The organism is Ancylothrix sp. D3o (assembly GCF_025370775.1).
Taxonomy (GTDB): domain Bacteria; phylum Cyanobacteriota; class Cyanobacteriia; order Cyanobacteriales; family Oscillatoriaceae; genus Ancylothrix.
The window spans coordinates 31,256-50,092 of the sequence record NZ_JAMXEX010000017.1; the positions used below are offsets into that span (position 1 = coordinate 31,256).

At 44.3% G+C, this 18,837-nt stretch carries 14 protein-coding genes; 5 read left to right on the forward strand and 9 right to left on the reverse strand.

Annotated elements, in window-relative coordinates; translation table 11 throughout:
* Window positions 1-10 precede the first annotated feature (10 nt).
* On the reverse strand, window positions 11-2,986 hold the full coding sequence (locus NG798_RS21810) for a tetratricopeptide repeat protein (protein ID WP_261225816.1): 2,976 nt from the start codon (window positions 2,984-2,986) through the stop codon (window positions 11-13).
* Between the two features lie 247 nt (window positions 2,987-3,233).
* Between NG798_RS21810 and NG798_RS21815 the strand changes: the two genes are divergently transcribed.
* Window positions 3,234-3,743: a pentapeptide repeat-containing protein gene (locus NG798_RS21815; RefSeq protein ID WP_261225817.1), complete on the forward strand. Its 510-nt coding sequence runs from the start codon at window positions 3,234-3,236 to the stop codon at window positions 3,741-3,743.
* A gap of 215 nt (window positions 3,744-3,958) precedes the next feature.
* Here NG798_RS21815 and NG798_RS21820 read toward each other — a convergent pair whose 3' ends face one another.
* The 4 genes from NG798_RS21820 to NG798_RS21835 all read right to left on the reverse strand — a co-directional run bounded on the left by NG798_RS21820 (window position 3,959) and on the right by NG798_RS21835 (window position 6,943).
* On the reverse strand, window positions 3,959-4,402 hold the full coding sequence (locus NG798_RS21820) for a DUF2442 domain-containing protein (RefSeq protein WP_261225818.1): 444 nt from the start codon (window positions 4,400-4,402) through the stop codon (window positions 3,959-3,961).
* Window positions 4,389-4,667: a DUF4160 domain-containing protein gene (locus NG798_RS21825; RefSeq protein WP_261225819.1), complete on the reverse strand. Its 279-nt coding sequence runs from the start codon at window positions 4,665-4,667 to the stop codon at window positions 4,389-4,391. Before NG798_RS21825 ends, NG798_RS21820 begins: the two co-directional genes overlap by 14 nt.
* A 474-nt stretch (window positions 4,668-5,141) precedes the next feature.
* Window positions 5,142-5,555, reverse strand: coding sequence for a cytidine deaminase (locus NG798_RS21830; protein WP_261225820.1), 414 nt, complete (start codon window positions 5,553-5,555; stop codon window positions 5,142-5,144).
* 62 nt (window positions 5,556-5,617) lie between these two features.
* A complete protein-coding gene (locus NG798_RS21835; RefSeq protein WP_261225821.1) occupies window positions 5,618-6,943 on the reverse strand; it encodes a hemolysin family protein in 1,326 nt (441 codons plus the stop codon).
* A gap of 358 nt (window positions 6,944-7,301) precedes the next feature.
* Here NG798_RS21835 and mfd point away from each other — a divergent pair, with 358 nt between their 5' ends.
* Complete coding sequence (gene mfd, locus NG798_RS21840) at window positions 7,302-10,793, forward strand: transcription-repair coupling factor (RefSeq protein ID WP_261225822.1); 3,492 nt, start codon at window positions 7,302-7,304, stop codon at window positions 10,791-10,793.
* Between the two features lie 51 nt (window positions 10,794-10,844).
* Here the strand turns inward: mfd and NG798_RS21845 are convergent, their stop codons facing one another.
* Window positions 10,845-12,263 (reverse strand): hypothetical protein, encoded by a 1,419-nt coding sequence (locus NG798_RS21845; RefSeq protein ID WP_261225823.1) that lies wholly within the window; start codon window positions 12,261-12,263, stop codon window positions 10,845-10,847.
* An 810-nt stretch (window positions 12,264-13,073) separates the two neighbouring features.
* Here NG798_RS21845 and NG798_RS21850 point away from each other — a divergent pair.
* A complete protein-coding gene (locus NG798_RS21850; protein ID WP_261225824.1) occupies window positions 13,074-14,519 on the forward strand; it encodes an MFS transporter in 1,446 nt (481 codons plus the stop codon).
* Between the two features lie 156 nt (window positions 14,520-14,675).
* Here the strand turns inward: NG798_RS21850 and NG798_RS21855 are convergent, their stop codons facing one another.
* From NG798_RS21855 to NG798_RS21865, 3 genes are all read right to left on the reverse strand, one after another.
* Window positions 14,676-14,975 (reverse strand): hypothetical protein, encoded by a 300-nt coding sequence (locus tag NG798_RS21855; protein ID WP_261225825.1) that lies wholly within the window; start codon window positions 14,973-14,975, stop codon window positions 14,676-14,678.
* Window positions 14,976-15,018: 43 nt separating this feature from the next.
* On the reverse strand, window positions 15,019-15,609 hold the full coding sequence (locus NG798_RS21860) for a DUF3177 family protein (protein ID WP_261225826.1): 591 nt from the start codon (window positions 15,607-15,609) through the stop codon (window positions 15,019-15,021).
* A 245-nt stretch (window positions 15,610-15,854) separates the two neighbouring features.
* Complete coding sequence (locus NG798_RS21865; protein WP_261225827.1) at window positions 15,855-16,076, reverse strand: Calvin cycle protein CP12; 222 nt, start codon at window positions 16,074-16,076, stop codon at window positions 15,855-15,857.
* A 626-nt stretch (window positions 16,077-16,702) separates the two neighbouring features.
* Between NG798_RS21865 and NG798_RS21870 the strand changes: the two genes are divergently transcribed.
* On the forward strand, window positions 16,703-17,932 hold the full coding sequence (locus NG798_RS21870) for an FIST N-terminal domain-containing protein (protein WP_261225869.1): 1,230 nt from the start codon (window positions 16,703-16,705) through the stop codon (window positions 17,930-17,932).
* A gap of 168 nt (window positions 17,933-18,100) precedes the next feature.
* Window positions 18,101-18,715: a hypothetical protein gene (locus tag NG798_RS21875; RefSeq protein WP_261225828.1), complete on the forward strand. Its 615-nt coding sequence runs from the start codon at window positions 18,101-18,103 to the stop codon at window positions 18,713-18,715.
* Window positions 18,716-18,837 lie beyond the last annotated feature (122 nt).

The window sequence follows — 18,837 nt, forward strand, 5'->3', positions numbered from 1 at the left end:
TGGAAAATTTCTAGGCGGTAGGATGACAACCGTTGATGATAAAAGCTGCCCAATAATAGGGGTTTGCGTAAGGTTGAATGTTTGCCGGTTGTTTGCTAGTTCTATTTATAGCATCTTCTACGGCTTTCTGAGTACGGTAGGGTTCGGTTTTTAATTCGGTTTCTAGGCTTTGATAAAATTGGTGGATGTCTTGCCAAGTTTGATTTTGCAGCCAGGTTTTTGCTTGGGCTAAGGCGATGGTTTCGGGTTGGGTTTCCCGCAGTTCATAAAATTTAACCATCATTAGCATTGAGGCTTCTTCGGGGACTCGCCAAAGGGTGGTGAGAATGTAGGGGATGCGGTGTTTTAAAAAGGCGCTGACTAAGCCTACATAGTCAATTTTAATTTCTTCTTTGGTGATGGCGGTTTCGCAGGCGGAAAGGGTAACAAGATGGGTGGTTTCTAGGGGAATTTTGCTGATTTGTTCCAGGGTGAGTTCGTCGTTTTCTGCGAGATATAAGCAGGATTTTTTGGGTTGATAAAAGTCGTGTCCTGCGTGGCAAGTGAAGTGTAAAATATCGTGGTTTTTTTGCAGTTCTGGGATGATGTTATTTGCGGTGGCATTGGCTTCGGAAATGCGTTTTGAGGTGGGAAATTTTCGGCAAATGCTTGCGGACTCAATGGGGGCAAAACGGAGGTCTTTTGTGGGGTTTTCTATACAGAGGATATGGTTGGGGTTTGGGTTGGGGGTGCGGAGGTTTTTGCCGGTTTGGAGGCTGGGAAGTCGGGTAAGGTGGTAGGGGGTGGGAAAGAGAGTTTCTAGGGGGAGGTTGTGTAAGTCTCGGTGGGGAATGAGGATGAGGTTGGAGATGTTTTGTAGGTGGTTGAGGAGGGTGGGGATGTTGAGGAGGTTGGCGAGTTGGCTGATTTTTTCTGGCATTTGTTGTCGCCAGGGATGGTTTTTGTTTTCTTCTTCGGTTGTGTCTTGTTGTTTAGTTTTGGGTAGGTTGCAATAGTTTTGATATTCGGTTTTCCAGTTTTTTATCCAGGTTTCGAGGGTGTCAATTTCTGGGGTTGTTTCTAATAGGATGGGTTCGGGTTGGTTGGCTTTGAGGATAAAGGTGGTGAGGCTGTATTGGCTTTGGTGCCAATAGATAATGGCGGTGGTTTCTGTCAGCATTTGCTGCATTTGTTGCCATGTGGGACTGAGGGTGGTTTCTTGGTAGGTGTCGAGTATCCAAGTCAGGTAAATATTTTTGTCGGTTTCGGCGGTTTGGATGGCTTCGATGGGGAGGTTTTTTTGGATGAGAATATCAACGCGGAGTTGACGTATTGACCAGAATTTTTCGTAGAGTTGTTGTTTTTTGTAGGAGGAAATTGGTTGATTGAGTAAGGTTTGCAAAACTTGTAGTCCTTGGAGTTGGTATTTTTCGGCTTGGGTGGTTTCTTGGAGTTGCAATAAGAGGGGAATTAATTCTTGGAGGACTTTTAAATGTTCTTCGGGATAGCCGGTTTCTGTAAGGGTTTGTAAGGCAGTTTCATAACTGTTTTTGGCTTGATGAATGTAGGTTTTTTGTTGCAGTTCGCGTCCCCGATTAAATTGAGCAATACCCATTGCGTAATGTAGCATTCCCCAGCCGAGGGGGTGGGTGTCTTGGGGACAGTTTTTTATGCCTTGTTGATAGTTGGCTATTTCTCCCTCATAGCCGGCTTTGTTGAGGTGGGAGTAATGGGTATAAAAGAGTGCGTTTGATCCAATATTTGTGGTGAAAGTTAATAGGGTTTCTCGGTTTATAAGGCCGACAACTTGACCTCGCATTAGCCAGGCTTCGTGAAAGTCAGGTTGAATAGCAATGGCTTGGTTAAAAGAGTCGATGGCTTCTTCATACCGGCCTAATTTTGCTTGCGAAACACCCCGGTTATTAAAGGGTTGGTGAAAGTCAGGTTGAATAGCAATGGCTTGGTTAAAAGAGTCGATGGCTTCTTCATACCGGCCTAAATTATTTTGCAAATTACCCCGGTTATTAAAGGCTTCGTGTTTGTCAGGTTGAATAGCAATGGCTTGGTTATAAGAGTCGATGGCTTCTTCATATCGGCCTAAATTATTTTGCGAAATACCCCGGTTATAAAAGGCTTCGTGTTTGTCAGGTTTAATAGTAATGGCTTGGTTAAAAGAGTCGATGGCTTCTTCATACCGGCCTAATTTTGCTTGCGAAACACCCCGGTTATAAAAGGCTTCGTGAAAGTCAGGTTGAATAGCAATGGCTTGGTTATAAGAGTCGATGGCTTCTTCATACCGGCCTAAATTAGCTTGCAAAATAGCCCGGTTATAAAAGGCTTCGTGATCGTCAGGTTGAATAGCAATGGCTTGGTTTAAAGACTCGATGGCTTCTTCATATCGGCCTAACTTATCTTGCGAAACAGCCCGCAAAGAAAAGGCTAAGTAATTGTCAGGTTGAATAGCAATGGCTTGGTTTAAAGACTCGATGGCTTCTTCATACTCTCCCCGCCTAAATTCATCATAACCTCGCACTAACCACGCTTTAACCTCAGCATTTTTTCCGCCAGTTTCTAACCCATTTCCTCTAAATTCTGCATCAATCACCGGCCACTCTTCCTCCGGCGGCGGGGGTAATTGTCCCGTAATTTTCTGGCCAATTTTTAGGGCAATTTGTCCAATTTCATCATCACAAAGATTGCCAAATTTTAGCAACCGGCCCGCAATTTCTGCATGATTTTCTGGGGTTTCTAATAATCTTTCGCCAAAGCGTTGTAACCAGGCGGTTAAATGTTGTTTGTTGACGGTTGTTAAATAGGCTTTAATATACCCGCGTCCCATTCCTCGGTTTACGCCGTCGAGTGTTTCTAAAAATTGGGTTTCGTATTCGATGTCGGTGAGGGGTGGTAGTTCGGTTTTGGGTTTGGCTGGGGGTGGCGGTGGGGTTTGGTTTTTGCCGAAAAGGTTGCGGATGAATGTGAGGATTTTTTGCCAAATTTTGCGAAACATTGCGGGGGTTTGGGGGGTGGTTTTTTGGATGATTATAGCACCGATTAAAATCGGTGATTACATGAAGAAAACCCCTCCGGGGTTAGGAGGGTTGCCGGTTTTGTGTGGGGTTGGGATGGTTGGGGTTTTTTGTTAAAGTTTCATAACCCCCGGAGTTTCGACAAGCTCAACTACCAAGGGGGTTTATTTCGTGTAGACGCCGGTTTTAACCGGTGACGGCGGGGGTTAAGAATGCCGGTGGTTGTGGGTGCCGGTGGTTGTGGATGCCGGTGGTTGTGGGTGCCGGTGGTTGTCGGTGCCGGTGGTTGTGGGTGCCGGTGGTTGTGGGTGCCGGTGGTTGTCGGTGCCGGCATTGGCAGAAAATCCTGCTGATGTCAAAAGGTTGCTAGAAACGAATCTTTGCGCTGGGTGTAATTTGGCCGGTGCTAATTTGAAAGGCACTCATATTATTGGGGCTGATCTGCGGGGTGCAAATTTGGCAGGGGCTAATCTGGAATCTGCAAATTTAGAAGGTGCGGATCTGCGCGGGGCTAATTTAGAGAGCGCAAATTTACGCAATAGTTATTTAAATAGTGCAGAATTGACGAATGCAAATTTAGCATTTAGTTTGTTAAGTGGCGCAGATTTACGCGGAGCAAGTTTGGTAAATGCTAATTTGTTGCGAGCAGATTTACGGGGGGCGGATGTGGTGCGAGAAACGTTGGCTGGGGCAAATTTGGAGCGGACTATGTTGCCGACGTCTGTGCGTTTGCAATAGGGCTTTAGGGTTTGGGTTTTTTCTGCTTTTTCTAATTTTTGCCTGAAGCTTAGATATTTTTTAATGGGAGTTTTTTAGCAATTTTAATATTAAAAAATAGGTTGGGTATTTCAGGACAAAAGGAGAGGTTAGAAACGGGGTTTTTCATGGCTAAATCCTATTGGGCGGTAATAGGGAAAAACCCGGTTTCTGGTCTCATAATCTTTCTTGTTAGATTACATGAGCATTTTTTTAGGTCTTCCCCCTTTTTTACCATTTTCCCGCGCCGCCTTTGCTTTAGCAGGAGAAGTTATTTCTCCTCCCTTTTTCCCTAGCTCACTCATCCAAACTTTTGTTCCAAAAATGCCGGCTACCAATTCAGGAATACCGAAATCAACATCTAAACTTTCCCAGTGAATGCTACTCCCAGAAGCCGATATCCAAATATCAGCTAATTGCTCAGGAGTCGCATCTCTTAAACCCTGTCCAAGTCGAGGTGGAAAGCTGAAAATAGCTCCATTTTTTAGGCGAATAACGATTAAATCATTCGCCACATCATAACCGGCAGACTCGGCGCGAATTTCCGTAGCATCGACTTCTTTGCCGGCTTTTTTAGCTCTAGCAATTTCTGAAGCTAAATTTTCCTCAGTAAACTCAAATTCCCAGTTAGGATGTGCCATGTATTTTTTGCCATTTCCTCAATAAAGTTTCTCGATGTGCCGTTACTAACTTGAGTGCCGCCGGTATGATATGTTTATTTTCCATATCGTCCCTGTCATTCACTACAGAAGGTATTTCCATTTGATTGCCGATATTTATCTTCACCTCCTTTTGATTGCTATCATTTTTCCTACCTTTAAAAACATGAACATGAGCCGGTACATGGTCATTTGTGTAAATATATACAAAAAGATTGTTTTCCAAATCTTCGAGAACTTTGGGCATATTTGTTAGGTTTTAATTATAGGGCTTTATATATAAAAATAAAAAAAACGGCAAATTTTTAAGAGATTTATCTAGTAGTAGGGCGATAAATCGCTTTACGCCGGCTCCTCTTACGGGCCAGCGAATTTCGCAAAACCTTTTTGAATCGCACCATAGTGTCTATTCGGTTACTGCCGATTAATATTTTTACTTCTTTTAGTCTAACCCAAGCGTTGGGTTTTGTCAACAGTTTTTTGAGGCCGGTGGACTAAGGGGGCGAGGTGGTTTGCGATGTTTACCTGTAGAGGGTGCTCTGGATAGGTGGCCGGTTTGTAACAAATCCGGTCGGGGGGATTGGACAATAAAGACTACCCTAATTTAGTGAAATGCAAGCATGACAAAGACTCGCTGAAGTCAGAGGTTGTTAGGGAGTAATAGGGAGTAATTTGTTTAAAAAACTCTCGCAATTTATTTGACTAATCCTTCTAGGTTATATCAACACCCATCCCTCAACTCAAACCCAGCCGGCAAAAACTCAGAAACCAACCGTTCCTCAACCCCATCTTTCCCCAAAAAAAACACCACAGCATCCTTACCAAACTCAAACAAAACCTGCCGGCAAGCCCCACAAGGAGAACAAGCAACCCCCCGCTCATTAACAACAGCAACCCCCCGCAAACGTAACCCCTCACCCTCAACAGCAACCCCAGCACAAATAGCAGCACGTTCCGCACAAATAGTCAACCCATAAGAAGCATTCTCAACATTACAACCCACAAAAAAATTACCAGCCTCAGTCAAAATAGCAGCCCCCACCCGAAACCCAGAATACCGAGCATAAGCCTTACCCAAAACATCCCTAGCCAACCCCAACAAAACCTCACGCTCACCATCCGAAACACCACTCATAAACCCATCCTATTCATCTGTGGAGCAGGCATCTTGCCTGCTTTATATCTGCGGTTAAAAAATCACTCACCCTTAACATCCTCAACAGAATCATCAGGCAACCGGCTAACCATCACCTTATCCACCCGATTACCATCCATATCCATCACCTCCAACCGTAACCCATTCCACTCAAAATTATCAGCAGCAGTAGGAATTCTACCCAACTGCGTAATCACAAAACCACCCATCGTATTATAATTCCGCTCGTGTGCCTCACCAATTTTTGACCTATCAAACAACTCAAAAAAATCCTCAACCGGCAACATCCCATCAAGCAACCAAGAACCATCATCCCGCTGAACAGCCATCGGTTCCTCCGGCTCATAAATCGAAGGAATATCCCCCACCAACTCAATCAAAATATCATTAACCGTAACCAAACCTTGAATTACCCCATACTCATCAACCACCAAAACAATATGCGTACTCGACTGCTTAAAAGACTCCAAAACCTTCAAACCCCGCGTACTTTCTGGCACAAACAAAGGCCGACGCAAAAGAGTAGTTAAATCCAAAGAATCCCCAGACAAAGCCCGCGATAACAAATCCGTCACCTGCACCACACCCAAAACATTATCCAACTCACCCTGACAAACCAGCAAACGCGAATGAGCACTCGTAATCATCTTTTGCCGGTTTGCTTCCGCCGAATCCTCCAAATCTAACCAGACAATTTCCGGGCGGGGCGTCATCAAAGCACTCACCGGCCTATCACCCAAACGCAACACCCGCTCAAACATATCCTGTTCCGCCTCCTCAAAGGTACCCGCCTCCGTACCTTGCTCAATCAAAACCTTAATTTCCTCCTCAGTAACCTGCGGTTCCGTAGAAGGTTTAATCCCCATCAACTTCACCACCACATCCGTCGAATAACCCAAAAATTTCACCACCGGCGAAGTAATTTTTGCCAACATTCGCATCGGGAAAGCCACCACAGAAGCAATCGGTTCAGCATTATTCAAAGCCAAACGTTTTGGCACCAACTCCCCAACAATCAACGTTAAATAAGTAATCAATAAAACCGCAATAATCGTCGCAATTGTCTCACTATACTTTTCCAGAGCCGGAATCCGCTTCAACACCGGCAAAACCATTTTTGAAAACGTCGATTCCCCAAACGCACCCGACAAAATCGCCAACAAAGTAATCCCGACCTGAACCGTCGGCAAAAACATATTCGGAGCATTGGCCAACTCCAAAGCCCAACGAGCCTTTCTATCCCCTTGATTCGCCAATTGTTGTAGGCGGGCCTTCCGCGCCGAAACAATCGCCATCTCGGACATCACAAACACACCATTTGCCAAAATCAGCAGAAAAACTATTAAAATTTCAACAGGTGGAGACATTAGAAATTAGGAATTAGGAATTAGGAATTTGCCATTTGTCATTTGTCATTTGTCATCTGTCATTTGCCACAGACAAAAAACAGGCAGACCAAAGAAAAAGGACAATCGTACAAAGGACAATTGACACTAAATTAACATTTTTTCTCAAAAATTGAATATCTCAACTTATGGCCCCTACCGGCCACAACCACCCAAGAGCAACCATGAGTATAATCTAAAAAAAAAGCCCCAAATCAAAGCAGACAAACGAATACAATCTCTCCACCTCATCTAAAAATAAACGCCGATTCAGCAAAATCTATGATAAAAGCGTAAATATGGGAGAACCCGCCCCTACATCCAAAATCAACAAAGTCTCATGTCTTTTTCTGCCATTACACGCGCCATCGGACGAACCCAGCTTGCCAGCGAACTGCTCACCAAACTTCACCGGCACCGCCAACTGACCCTCACCGGCATCCCCCGCCTACCCAAAGGCTTAGTCTCCACCGCCCTCGCCCAAACCGAAAACCGGAACATTCTCGTCATCACCGCCACCCTTGAAGAAGCCGGTCGCTGGGCAGCCCAACTCGAAGCAATGGGCTGGCCCACAGTCCACTTTTACCCCACCTCCGAAGCCTCCCCCTACGAACCCTTCGACTCAGAAGCCGAAACCACCTGGGGACAAATGCAAGCCCTAGCAGACCTCTTACAAAACCAAAACTCCAGCCAAAAAAACATCGCCATCGTCGCCACCGAACGAGCCCTTCAACCCCATTTACCCCCCCTCGAAACCTTCAAACCCTATTGCCTCACCATCAACAAGCAAAATCATAGCCAAGAGCAAACACAAACCAACCAGACCTGGAACTTAGAACAACTCAGCCAAAAACTCGCCAAAATGGGGTATGAGCGCGTCCCCCAAGTAGAAATGGAAGGCCAATGGAGCCGGCGCGGCGATATCGTAGACATCTTTGCAGTCTCCGCAGAATTGCCAGTGCGCCTCAATTGGTTTGGAGACGAACTCGAAGACATCCGCGAATTCGATCCAGCCACCCAACGCTCCCTCGAAAAAACCGATCACGTCATCTTAACCCCCACAGACTTCGGCCACTTAATCCGCGAAGCCCTCCAAGACAACCTCCCCCTCCAAGAAGACGAACCAAAGACAGGAGTAAAAAGATATCTAGGACTTGCCTTTGAAAAACCGGCCTCCCTATTAGACTACCTCGCCGAAAACACCTTAATTGTTATTGATGAACCCGAACAATGCAAAGCCCACAGTCAAAGATGGTTGGAGCAAGTAGAGCAACACTGGCAAACCGTAGGAAAACAACAAAACTTAATTAAAATTCACCGGCCCTTTAACCAATCTTTTATAGACATTCAAAAATTTGAATACCTCGCTGTTTCCGAACTCACCGATAGCACAGAAAACACCCATCAAAAAAGCGAACAAAGCGCTACCTCCCCATCCCTAAACTTAGCCAGTCGCAGCGTGCCGGTCACACCCCATCAATTCGCCAAACTTGCCGAAATTACCCGCTCAGAAAAAGACCGAGGCTTTGCCGTTTTTCTCATTTCTGCACAGCCATCTCGCTCCGTTTCCTTATTACAAGAACACGACTGTCCTGCACAATTTGTCGCCAACCCCAGAGACTTCAAAACCATCGATAAACTCGCCATTTCTCATACCCCAGTTGCCTTAAGATATAACGGTTTAGCAGAACTCGAAGGCTTTATTTTGCCAACTTTTCGGCTCATGGTTGTCACAGACCGAGAATTTTTTGGTCAGCACACCTTAGCCACACCGAGTTATGTCCGCAAACGCCGCTCATCTGCCTTCAAACAAATTGACCCCAACAAACTGCAAGCCGGCGATTTTGTCGTACACCGGCATCACGGAGTCGGCAAATTCACCAAACTTGAACCATTTCAAAACCGCGAATATTTAGTTGTGCAATATGCCGATGGCGTCTTACGAGTGCCGGCAGATCAACTAAGCTCCTTATCCCGTTATCGCACCACCGACGGCCAACCGCCAGAACTTCATAAACTCACCGGCAAATCTTGGGAATCAGTTAAAAACAAAGTCCGCAAAAGCGTTAAAAAACTCGCCCTCGACCTTCTCAAACTCTACGCAAAACGTACCCAACAACAAGGTTTTGCTTATCCCCCAGATTCTCCCTGGCAGCAAGAAATGGAAGATTCTTTCCCCTATAAACCAACCGCTGACCAGCTAAAAGCAACCCAAGATATTAAACGCGACATGGAAAGCGAAAGACCAATGGATCGTTTAGTTTGTGGGGATGTAGGATTTGGCAAAACCGAAGTAGCAATTAGGGCAATTTTTAAAGCCGTAACTGCCGGTAAACAAGTAGCTTTTATGGCTCCGACTACAATTTTAACTCAACAGCATTATCACACTTTAAAAGAACGTTTTGCCCCTTATCCCATTCAAATTGGTTTGCTTAACCGTTTCCGTAGTGCTGAAGAACGCCGCGATATTCAACGCCGGCTTGCTACCGGAGAATTAGATATCGTTGTGGGTACGCAGGCACTTTTAAGCAAAAATATGGAAATTCGGAATTTAGGATTATTGGTGGTTGATGAAGAACAGCGTTTTGGCGTCAATCAAAAAGAAAAAATTAAAGCCATGAAAACTCTGGTTGATGTCCTAACTCTGAGTGCTACTCCTATTCCTAGAACTTTATATATGTCCCTTTCTGGGGTGCGAGAAATGAGTTTAATTTCTACACCTCCGGCGTCTCGGAGACCGATTCAAACTCACTTAGCGGCATACAATACAGAAACAATAAGAAGTGCGATTCGGCAAGAATTGGATCGTGGCGGACAGGTGTTTTATGTAGTGCGTTTGGTGGAGGGAATTGAGGAAACGGCAGAAATGTTACGGCTGTTAATTCCGGGGGCAAGAATTGCGGTGGCACATGGGCAAATGGATGATTCGGAATTGGAATCAACGATGTTATCTTTTAGTAGCGGTGAGGCGGATATTTTATTGTGTACGACTATTATTGAGTCGGGGTTGGATATCCCCAGGGTGAATACGATTTTGATAGAAGATGCACACCGGTTTGGTTTGGCGCAGTTGTATCAATTGCGTGGACGGGTGGGCCGGTCGGGAATTCAAGCTCATGCTTGGATGTTTTATAGCAAGCAAAATATGCTTTCAGAGGCGGCGCGTCAGCGGTTGCGAGCAATTCAAGAATTTACGCAGTTGGGTTCGGGCTATCAATTGGCGGTGCGAGATATGGAAATTCGCGGCGTCGGCAATCTTTTGGGCGCCGAACAATCGGGGCAAATGGAAGCAATTGGCTTTGATTTATATATGGAGATGTTGGAGGAAGCGATTCGGGAAATTAAGGGCCAAGAAATTCCCAAAGTTGAGGATACGCAAATTGATTTACATTTGGTGGCGTTTATCCCTGCTGATTATATTCCCGATTTAGATCAAAAAATGAGTGCTTATCGGGCTGTGGCAACGGCGCAGTCTAAGCAGGAATTGTTACAAATTGAGCTAGACTGGCGAGATCGTTATGGGCTCATACCCGTATCAGCGCATCAGTTATTGCGGGTGATGGAACTTAAACAACTTGGTAAAAAGTTGGGTTTTTCTCGTATTAAACCAGAAGGTAAACAGCACATTGTTTTAGAGACTCCAATGGAGGAGCCGGCTTGGAATTTGCTTATGGGTAATTTGCCTGATCATTTACATTCCAAGTTTGCTTACAGTCGCGGTCGGGTAACAGTTCGCGGTTTGGGGGTTTTGAAGTCAAATCAGCAGTTAGATTATTTGATTGATTGGTTTACCAAGATGCAGGGTGCGGTGCCGGAGGTAAGTTTGGTTTAGATGGGGTTAATTGTCAATTGTTAATTTTCAATTTTCATTGACAATTTTCCTTTAATCTCGGCTCCTTTGCAACAACCAACGAGCCGTTAAGGCCGCCAAAATTCCTACCAAAATACTCGTAAAAACTGCTATCGTAAACGGATGCAAAGATTTGGTACTCAAAGGCGGACGAAGTGGATTTGTCGGCGTAATATGTGCCGAACTCGAAGCTGTGAGAACGGCTGTCCCTAAGCCAATTCCTAACCATTTAATTGTCTGTTGCCGGTCGCCATATCGTTCTGCTTGTTCAATTTCAACCATGCCTCTAATCGCACTCAGCATTTTTTCCAGCAACTTTGAGCCATGCCCCAAGTATCTCAAATCTGCCTGAATTTCTTCTTGAAGATAAACACAATTTTTTTGGCTAAAAGTCTCTAAAAAAACTAAATTATCCGATTGCAGTTTGGCTTGGATTCTGGCGACTTTTTCTTCATAATTTTGGGTATTCAGCCTAATTGTATGCTGGCATTGATCTAAATCTCTCATCAACCGGGAATACTCAAGGGCTGTTTTTGGAAGACGTTTGAGGAGTTTTTTAAATTTCCTCATATCGCTTAAATTTAAATTGCTACCTTCCGACAAATCCTCAATGCTGTGAACTTCTTGCTCAACTTTTGTGTATTCTTCATAAAGAAAATTGTACACATCCCGGCTGGTTTTATAAGCTTGGATAATTTTGTTACGATAATAAAATAAATCCATTAATTCTTTATAACATTTTTCAAACTTGGTATCTGTGACACTGTGAGAAAATAACCAAACAAGGATATGCTGATAGGGCGGCGGCTGGTTGATAATGCCATATTCAAAAATTGGACTGCCGAATAATAAACCCTCTCTGTTGAACTTTGGCCGGCAGTTTGGGTCAGAAATAAAATGATTAATACATTGGTCAGATAGCTCTTTTAAAAAGTGTTTATCTTGGTAATTTTGCCCTTCTGTTAGCCACAGCGTAATCAACAGCGTTTGACCCAGAGAAGATTCTACAAAAGCCGGCAATAAACAGTTTTCGGGGTTCAGTTTTCCCAGCAGAGAAATATCTACATAATCGGTTCTTTTGCCATTTTCCCGTTCAGGCCGGCGTAAATTTAACCACAGTGCATAACTATCGTGAGTTTGCAGCGGGTAAACAAAACCAGCAATTTTCAATGCTTGGCTTTCTGTCAGAGAAATATGGCTATCAAAAGGCAGAGAAAACTTATTCTCCTTCATTTCTTCAAACAGCAAATCAACACGCGGACTATCTGAGGGATTTTGCGATAATTTATCAGTGAGATTGAGATTGTCGATGTGAAGTTTATCAAAAATTTGATCGCATTTTTGCCACAACAGATTGTCTGCCGGCTCATCCCGATAAAGGCTTGTAGCTAAAGGAGTCCGCAGATGAAAAGCAAACAAGTGAACATTGGGAGCGTAGACTTTATAAGTCATAATTAGACAAGGGATTATACAGTGATAGGGGGGTGGTTAAGTGCCGGCGCTAATATTGGCAACAGAAACTTTAAAATAAATCCTTCTCCTGATGGTTCGTCTCAAACAAGTCGATAGGCGTTTTCTCTATCATAACCACCGAAAAGCAACAGGGGGAGAGGGTTATCAGTCCTAACATCTCCACACGCATCTCCGTTGAATGACGTTAGCGCCTCTGGCAACGCTATGCCCCTCACAGCGGTCTCTTCAGGCTTTTATCGAGAAAAAAGAAATTTTCTACTTTTTTCTACAATGATGACAAAGATTTTACCATCCCGACCTTATAAAAACCGGCAATTACCTGTTCACCATTGCATTTCCTTTTCCTAACCCAAGCAACTCTCATCAATTATTATCGTCAAAGTCTTTATTGTAACTGTTGATAGTTCAAACCCAGCTTCCTTAAAACTCAACCTATCGCTTAAGATATAATTTGCCATTCATCAAAAAAAAATCCCTCAAGAGAATCTCCCCGCTGGGTGATAACTTTTCTGGCTTCCAGTATTTATCCTACAAATCATTACCCACTCATGCGACGCTCGCCTGAATAAAGATTATGAAAACTGAGGTTAGCTTTATTCCGCCCTCAAAATTTATGATTGAAAAGTCTTGTCACGCCAAAATAAACACCGCCTAAAATCGCCCCTTTAAAAATTTATCTCTGGTAAAAGCCTTATCCTCCAAGACTTTTAGCTTTTAAACTTGTGACAAATAACCGATTCTTCCCAACCGCCTTGCAACCAAAAAAACTCAACAACATCCCTTTGGAATATGTTTAAACCTGTGCTAGATTTTCCCTCCACCGTCAGAGTTTCCCCGCCATCAATAAAAATTCAAGAAAATATCCCTTCCGAAGCATCGCTTGCCCCGATAGCTGTTAACAAACTATCCAAACAATCGATCCGCAGCAGTCTAAAAGCCTCAACTATAGATAGCATTTTTTCCAGCATTTTTGGTTGCGTCACCGGCGGAGTCTTACTCACCGATTTCTTACTTCATATAGGTGCCACGAATGTTGAAATCGGTCTTTTGTCAGCCTTGCCGATGATGATGAATTTTCTTCAGCCGGTCGGAGCCTACATTGCTGATCAGCAAACCAGCCGCAAATCTTACAACCTTTTGATGTTTGGTTGTTCCCGACTGTTATGGCTGTTATTGGTGGCCGGTATCGCCCTTGCCAGTTGGTTTGGCACCAACTCCCACCAGCTTATTTTTTGGACAGTTGGCATTGTCTTCGCCGCCAACCTACTCTCAGCACTCGGATGCGCCTCCTGGCTGAGTTGGATGATGCTTATTGTCCCCCACCGGCTGCGCGGACGTTACTTTGGCTTTCGCAACAGCGCCGCCAGTTTAACAAGCTTACTCTGTGTGCCCCTCATGGGGTTAGCCGTCAGCCGCGCCGGTGCCGACCTCAAAGGCTATGCCATTGTTTTATTTGTGGGCGTATTTGCCGGCATTATGGGTTTAGTTTGTCAAAGCTTCCAAGCTGATGTTAACCCCCAAACACCAGACGAACACTCTCCCGAAGATGACTCGCCTCCCCAACCGAAAAATTTTATGTCTGTCTTCCAAGACGAGAATTTTTTAAGGTTTCTTCTTTACTTTGGTTTTTGGACATTTGCTGTCAATCTTAGCAGCCCTTATTTTAATATTTATTTATTAAAAAACTTAGACGTTAATATTAGCTCAGTTACGGTGTACAACAGTCTCAGCGCCGCCGCCAACCTTGTCGCTTTACTTTTTTGGGGCAAATTAGCAGACCGAATTGGCAATCGCCCTCTATTGCTTTTAGTGGGGATTTTAGTTGCTATTACTCCTTTATTTTGGTTAGGCACCGGCAATTACTCTCTTTCTGTGTGGTTATTACTGCCTTTAATTCATATTTTCACCGGCAGCACTTGGGCTGCTATTGATTTGTGCAACAATAATATCCAAATGGAAATTGCGGCCAAACAACAACCTTCTACTTACTTTGGAGTTGCTGCTGCTGTTGCCGGTTTAACAGGTGCTCTGGGAACCACCGCCGGCGGTTTCCTAGCAGAAATTCCTCTCACCGGCGGAATTAGCGGACTTTTTGCTCTCTCTGCAATGATGCGATTGCTGGCTCTTTTTCCTTTGATTTTTGTTAAAGAACCTCGCGGATCTTCTCTCTCTCATCTCTTAGCATTTTTCCGCTTCTCTAAAAATGAAACGCCAGAAGCTTTACTAAAAGAATAATTTACATTATTGGGGCCGGTTTCGAGCGCTTTTCGATTAGCTGAAATACACAGCCTCAACTTTAAAAACTTTCTTAAAAACCCGATTCCTTAAAGAAACCGGGTTTGAGGTTTTAAGAGTACCAAGCGATCAGAAAAACGCTATCATTTAGATGATTTAAACACCGCACTTGAGCAGTAAAGCTTGCATAGTTTCCCAACTTAATCCGCGTTCAATATATTGGGGATTAGCAGGATTATAGGGGCCGGTGAGCCGGTCGATGCTAATAATCTTAGCCGTATCTGGTAACACCGGCACATCAGGATCAAAAGCAGTTGAACGCATCAAAGAACTCGAAAAACCCTTAAAAATGGCGATTTCGTCTTCTTCCCCATTAATTTCTGCCGTAACGAGTAAAACTTCTTTAGGATATTTTTCGGTATATTTTTCCAGACGTTTTGTTATTAATTCTGTCATAGATTTTATTGCCAACTCAACAATTCCCCGTCCTAAAATACCCCTAATGGCCGGTGGCAGAGCGTCCTTGTTTGCCTAGACGGAAAAAGGTAAAATAGCCGATGCAAAGAACATAAGCAATTAAACCAACAACTCCCAAAAAACCCAGTAAAGCAATACTCGTATTAGCGTGGAAATATTGCTTATAAAGCAGAGCCGGATCAAACCAAACCTGACAAAACCGGCTTGCTAACAATTGCGAATCTAGGGCACAGCGTAGGAAAGGAACGAACAATATTGCCCCTAAAAGATTGTAAATCGTTACTGCCCAGCGCCAAGATGTTAAACTATACTTAAGAGGAGTGGGCGACATATCATCGATTTCTTCATTAATATCCACCCAAAACCATAAGCAGAGCGGTATTAAAACCCGCGCCATCAAACTAGAAATAAAACTAATGGGCAATGCTGCTATCATTAAATAAAGCGTAACAGCAAGCAAACTAGCCACTCGCCAATAAATAATTAATAAACGTTGGATCGGCTCATTTTTTTGAACAAAGGCCCAAATCAACAAAATCAGGGGAATAATAACAGTAAACAACACTGCCAAGCGGTAGTCTAACCAAACAAGAGATTTAAACCAAGGTTCCACAAAAAATATCCTCAATAAACACAACAATACTTAAATAGAAGCCGGTGCTGCCAAGCAAAAAACGGCAAAATTGCTTTGCCATCCCCTAAATATAATAGAAAAAATACAAGCAACTGGAAAACTTAATAATTAGCATTCCAGTTGCTTGCCGGTGCGGTTGACACACTTGAGATAGAGAAGCGAAATAGCTGGTTTTGATCTCGATACAATCTCAAACCGGAAATTTCATGCCTACTCGACCGGCCTTATTCATCATAGATCCGGCACTCAGCGGCATCAGGGTTATCATCGCAGTATTTTTCAAAAGAATTCTTAGGCTTAACAGAGCGTTGGTGGGAAGCTTCTGCTTGCAATTCTTCGACCGCATCCCACGCAGCCGCACACTCAGGAGAAGTAGCGCCCTGGATATCACAGACAGCGCGTGCTTCGTCACGTTCAACTTCAATTTGCTTTTGGATGTCGCTCATGGATTTTCTGGTTTGAACAACGTTTTTTTTAGTAGCGGCTCTTTTTCAACTTTAAAAAGTTTGGAAAGTTCACTCAGGTGTTTACCCAACATTTGTTAAAAAAATCAGATAAGTTTGCCACCAAGAACGCTGACATTTTTTAAACGCTCACGTCCTACAAACTCACCGGCATTTCAACTAACGTTTGAGTGGGTGCTTATCTATAATTAAGGCACCAAGCTACAGCATACAGACGCTCATCACCCTGGATATTTAAAGGTTTTGTCGTTCGTCAGCACGCACGCCGCTGGCCCACACCTGAGCGTTGAGTCTCGCTACCATGTTAACTCATGTTAAGCGATTTATACCGCCTAGGAAACTGTAATGTCACAGTGCAGCAAGATTGTACCATTCAAACAGCATCGGGGAATGCACCGGCAAGGTAGACTAAAGCTAAACAGCAGCAAAGTAGAGACTCAGACAAAAAGCGTCAAAGCCGAAAAAAGCAATCAATCGGCCAAAACCACTCAGTTGACTAATAAAGGAGGAACAATTGTCAAAATAAAAGCAACAAGAAACTGACCTCAACCAGTACCAGTAAAGACTTTAAACTATTTAATCTAAAATATAAAATCTAAAAAACGATGATGGCAAAGCAATGGAAGTGGACAAACGCCATATCAAAACGCGCTTCCCTAGAAGCCGCCGTTAAAGAAGTTGTAGAGCAAGCCCACTGCGGGCTAGACGAACCGGCAGACCTAGCAATGGTATTCATCTCATCAGCCTTTGCCAGCGAATATAGCCGATTAATGCCCCTATTGCGAGAACAACTAAAAGCCAGAGCCATAATTGGGTGTAGCGGTGGAGGCATCACCGGCACCAACTCCGGAGAAGCCACAGAAGAAATTGAAGGAGAACCCGCCCTCAGCCTCACAGTCGCGCAACTCCCCGGAGTCAACATCCAAACCTTCCACATCAACGGCCAAGGCTTACCAGACCTCGATGGGCCACCCGGCCCCTGGGTAGAAATGCTACAAGTCAACCCAGCAGAAAATCCCCAATTTATCTTACTAGCAGACCCCTTTAGCACCGCCATAAACGACCTGCTGCAAGGACTAGACTACGCCTACCCAGGCTCACCGAAAGTCGGTGGTTTAGCATCCACCCTTGGCGGCAGCCCCACCGGCCTATTTTGCAACTATCAACTGTACCGAGAAGGAAGCGTCGGAGTAGCCCTCAGCGGCAACATCATCTTAGAAACCATAGTCGCCCAAGGATGCCGGCCCATAGGAGAACCTTACCGCATCAGTGAAGGAGAGAGAAACATCGTCATCGGGCTTGAAGAACCCAACAAACCCATCGGCACATCCCGTCCCCCCCTCGAAGTATTAAGAGAACTCATTCAAACCCTCAGCGAAAAAGACCGGCAGCTTGCTCAACATTCACTTTTTGTAGGCATTGCCAGAGACGAATTCCAACAAACCCTCAACCAAGGAGACTTTCTGATCCGCCAACTCTTAGGAGTAGACCCCAAAGCCGGAGCCATCGCCATCGGCGACCGCGTGAGGACAGGCCAGCGCATCCAATTTCACCTTCGAGATGCCAACACCTCAGCCGAAGACCTAGAAATGCTTTTGCAACGCTATCAAAACGAAACCGACATCTCCACACCGCCAATGGGCGCCTTAATGTTCTCTTGTCTGGGACGAGGACAAGGACTCTACGAGCAAGCCAACTTTGACTCAGCCTTATTTAGAAGCTACCTAGGAAACATCCCCCTCAGTGGATTCTTCTGTAACGGAGAAATTGGCCCAGTCGGCGGCACAACATTTTTACACGGATACACCTCTGTTTTTGCCATTTGCCGGCAACCCTAAACGGAGACTTTTAACTAAGAAAGCGGGACAAATTGAGAAAACTTTTTCATCCTTAAACCCGCTTCATACCATCCCCAAAACATCAAAACACCCCATCAAACAAACATCCTAAATTATTAAAAATAATTCCCAACCCCAAACCGAAAAAAAACAAACTTCAACAACCCCATGACAATGACTATTCAGCCAACATCCGAACAAAAAGAAGCCTTACAAACCCTCTTTGACACAGGGGTAGACCGAGCCAATACCATGTTAAATTACCTCACGGAATGGCCGGTTTATGTCCAAATGGCCCCCATAGAACTGCTAACGCCTCGACAACTACACAAAAAAATGGAAGAACCCGTCGGAAGCGTCAAAGTAGCAGCAATGGAACTTATTTATCGAGGAGAATTTGAAGGAATTGCCCTCTTAGTATTCCCCGCCAAAACCGCCGCCACCCTCGTAGAAACCCTCGCCGACGAACAACGCAGAACCCTAGACCAAGACAGCGTAAAAATGAAAACCCTAAGCGAAGTCGGAAACATCTTTTTAAACGGCTTAATGGGTTCCCTCAGTAACATCATTAAAGGCGGTATAACCTACATGGCTCCTAGCTATAAAGAAGGCCCACTTAAAGACCTAATATACGCCAACGAAATCAACCCAAACAGCACTGTTTTATTTGGCAAAGCCGAATTTCACATTGAACAACTCCAATCAAAAGCAAGCCTGATCTTATTTTTCATGGTTGACCCCCTAGAAATTTTACTCACAGAAGTTGAGCGAATCAACCATTAATTTAAAACAAACTTCTCTTATAAAAAAATGCTTTTTTAAACCCAGAGGAAACACAGAAAAAACCCCCTGTGTCCCTCTGAGCATACTGTGGAGCCTCGCCTTGAAAAAAAATCACTCCTCTG

Excerpts from the sequence above, each read along its gene's own strand:
- NG798_RS21810 (WP_261225816.1), bottom strand. The coding sequence starts at position 2,986 with ATGTTTCGCAAAATTTGGCAAAAAATCCTCACATTCATCCGCAACCTT.
- NG798_RS21820 (WP_261225818.1), bottom strand. The coding sequence starts at position 4,402 with ATGGCACATCCTAACTGGGAATTTGAGTTTACTGAGGAAAATTTAGCT.
- NG798_RS21825 (WP_261225819.1), bottom strand. The coding sequence starts at position 4,667 with ATGCCCAAAGTTCTCGAAGATTTGGAAAACAATCTTTTTGTATATATT.
- NG798_RS21830 (WP_261225820.1), bottom strand. The coding sequence starts at position 5,555 with ATGAGTGGTGTTTCGGATGGTGAGCGTGAGGTTTTGTTGGGGTTGGCT.
- NG798_RS21835 (WP_261225821.1), bottom strand. The coding sequence starts at position 6,943 with ATGTCTCCACCTGTTGAAATTTTAATAGTTTTTCTGCTGATTTTGGCA.
- mfd (WP_261225822.1), top strand. The coding sequence starts at position 7,302 with ATGTCTTTTTCTGCCATTACACGCGCCATCGGACGAACCCAGCTTGCC.
- NG798_RS21845 (WP_261225823.1), bottom strand. The coding sequence starts at position 12,263 with ATGACTTATAAAGTCTACGCTCCCAATGTTCACTTGTTTGCTTTTCAT.
- NG798_RS21850 (WP_261225824.1), top strand. The coding sequence starts at position 13,074 with ATGTTTAAACCTGTGCTAGATTTTCCCTCCACCGTCAGAGTTTCCCCG.
- NG798_RS21855 (WP_261225825.1), bottom strand. The coding sequence starts at position 14,975 with ATGACAGAATTAATAACAAAACGTCTGGAAAAATATACCGAAAAATAT.
- NG798_RS21865 (WP_261225827.1), bottom strand. The coding sequence starts at position 16,076 with ATGAGCGACATCCAAAAGCAAATTGAAGTTGAACGTGACGAAGCACGC.
- NG798_RS21870 (WP_261225869.1), top strand. The coding sequence starts at position 16,703 with ATGGCAAAGCAATGGAAGTGGACAAACGCCATATCAAAACGCGCTTCC.
- NG798_RS21875 (WP_261225828.1), top strand. The coding sequence starts at position 18,101 with ATGACAATGACTATTCAGCCAACATCCGAACAAAAAGAAGCCTTACAA.